At 49.3% G+C, this 2,365-nt stretch carries 5 protein-coding genes; all 5 read left to right on the forward strand.

The genetic code is table 11. The features are described from left to right. The coding region (locus OXG87_04770; GenBank protein ID MCY3868847.1) for a hypothetical protein at nt 1–880 on the forward strand (880 nt) is incomplete at its 5' end. Nucleotides 881–1,000: 120 nt separating this feature from the next. Then, a complete protein-coding gene (locus OXG87_04775; protein ID MCY3868848.1) occupies nt 1,001–1,261 on the forward strand; it encodes a type II toxin-antitoxin system Phd/YefM family antitoxin in 261 nt (86 codons plus the stop codon). Nucleotides 1,262–1,330: 69 nt separating this feature from the next. Beyond that, nucleotides 1,331–1,540 (forward strand): type II toxin-antitoxin system HicB family antitoxin, encoded by a 210-nt coding sequence (locus tag OXG87_04780; protein ID MCY3868849.1) that lies wholly within the window; start codon nt 1,331–1,333, stop codon nt 1,538–1,540. Beyond that, nucleotides 1,537–1,716, forward strand: a complete 180-nt coding sequence (locus OXG87_04785) for a type II toxin-antitoxin system HicA family toxin (protein MCY3868850.1) — start codon at nt 1,537–1,539, stop codon at nt 1,714–1,716. Before OXG87_04780 ends, OXG87_04785 begins: the two co-directional genes overlap by 4 nt. A gap of 47 nt (nt 1,717–1,763) precedes the next feature. Beyond that, nucleotides 1,764–2,365: hypothetical protein (locus OXG87_04790; protein MCY3868851.1), on the forward strand; the 602-nt coding region annotated here is incomplete at its 3' end.

Below are 2,365 nucleotides of genomic sequence, written 5' to 3' on the forward strand. Positions count from 1 at the left end.
TGGCGAGTTATTGCCTTCCCCCACAGGCGATCCCTTCCGCCCCAATATCTTTGTCTTCAACAAAAATTTTAAAAACCCCCGTACCATCAGCACACATGTGGGTCTCGAACGCGAATTGCATGCAAAGGGGGTCGTCGGTACCTTCGGCTATACATACTCCCGCACCGACAATCTGACGCGCTTTATCAACCGCAACGACGCGGTCTTCGGGTCTCCCTGGTCAACGGGTTTGGGTCCCGATGGCAGCAACGGCATCGGCGATTTAACCGTGGTCGAGAGCACAGCCAAATCGCGCTACCACGGCCTCAGCTTTGGGCTGCGCCAGATGGTGCGAGACGACTTCCAATTCCAGATGAACTATACCCTGTCCTGGGACAAATCCGATGACGACAACGAGCGCGACCCCTTCACCTTCCGCTACGTCGATGCAACGCAATTGGATCGCGAATGGGGCTATTCAGACCGCGACCAGCGCCACCGCTTCAATCTGTGGACCCTGACCAGATTGCCCGGCGATATATTCCTCAACAATCGCATAAGCTATTACTCAGCACAACCCACCTCCGCATCCTGCACGGGCCAGCCCACGACCAATCCCTGGGGTGCTATCTCTGACCGTATATGTGCCGACGGAAGCATTATTCAACGCAACACCCTGCGTAAAGACAACGCGTTCTTCTCATGGGACACACGCCTGTCCCGTCCCATCCCATTGGGCAACGACCATCTGGAAGCCATTGTCGAAATCTTCAACCTGCTCAACACAGACAACTTCCGAGACCCCTCCACCGCGGGCCTGCTCTTCAACTTTGACGGCACTGTCCAATCGGGCCTCGGCGACCCACGCGAAGTGCAAATCGGCATGCGCTATGTTTTTTGACTATATTATATCAAATACCTTGACAGAATCTAAAACTCGGCTACTTTGCAGTTTATATGGTAACTGTAGAAAGCCGGGATGGGATAGACCTTTTGCCACGATGCAACAGGGGGACCATTTATGGATACGCACGACAATAATTCGACTGATATCCAGACGATCAAGGCATCGGAGTTCAAGGCCAAATGCCTCAAGCTAATGGACGAGGTTGCCGACAGTGGCACCGAAATTGTCATTACCAAGAATGGCCGGCCTGTGTCGCGTCTCGTTCCCTATCGCGAGAAAAATTTTGGCAAGGATCGGGACAAAATTCGCATTCTCGGCGACATTATTGAACCGATTGGCGTGACTTGGGAAGCGGAGAAGGGTAAGACGTGGTAGCAGGAGAGGCCCCCGCTTTTATAGCCCATGCATTGGGTGTAATCGCTCGAGCTAAAAAAGGAGGCGGTTATGATTAGAAGTTTCACATTGGATTTTTGGATAGACGATGGTTGGTATGTTGGGAAACTACGTGAGATTCCTGGTGTATTCAGCCAGGGTGCAAACCTGGAAGAATTAAAAATAAACATCAAAGACGCTTATGATCTGATGATGGCAGAAACAACGCAGACTCCTGTAGAAAAGTCCGGCTCAGTAGAACTGAAAATGGAAATACCTTGAAGCGAAGAGACCTTATAAAAGAATTGACTGATGAAGGATGTTACTTGAAAAGGCATGGTGGAAGGCATGACATTTATGCTAATCCCCAGAACAATATGCAAGCACCAATACCAAGACATCGAGAAATTAGAGAAAGTTTATGTAAATTGATCAAAAAACAACTGGGAATAGATTAGCAATATATCATAAATGCCCCTATCTAATTTTTTTCTCCGAGAAAGAAATGGCAAATACGCGAGAAGAAGTACTAAACACTGTAGTAGCTTCAATGCTGTCCAAATATGACAGTATCGAGGCTGCCCCTGAACAGCGCGAAGGTCCAGAGGCGATTGATATTACGGTGCGTCATGAGAATGCCCGCAATACAGAGGTGGTTATTGAAGCCAAAATTGGAACGTCTGCGGGAAAGAAGAAAGAAGCCACCAAACAAGTTCGCCAGCGTTTGGAGAGTCGGCCAAATGCGATGGCATTTGCGGTGTGTTATCCCAATGATCTCAAGGGGCTTGCCTCCCTGTCACAACTGGAAACTGGCATGGCAAATACGCAGCATTTATGGTTTGCCCCTGTGACCCGCTTAGGCAAGGCACCCACATGGCGTGAAGGCTCTGTGCAGGAATTTGCCAGCGTTTTATTTCAAAATGATCTTCCACAAAGTAATGTTGCGGATGCGATTGAGTATTCGGTTCGCCAAGCGGCAGACTTGATTTCTGATAGAACGCTCTTCAGCCCTGCTCAGGCAGAAAAATTGCCCCCTTTGCTCGCCGAATCATTGGCATTGCCTTCTAAGACGCCAAAAGATAAACGCGCTGCGGTATTGATTGCCGC

It is taken from the genome of Gemmatimonadota bacterium (assembly GCA_026706845.1).
GTDB lineage: Bacteria > Latescibacterota > UBA2968 > UBA2968 > UBA2968 > VXRD01.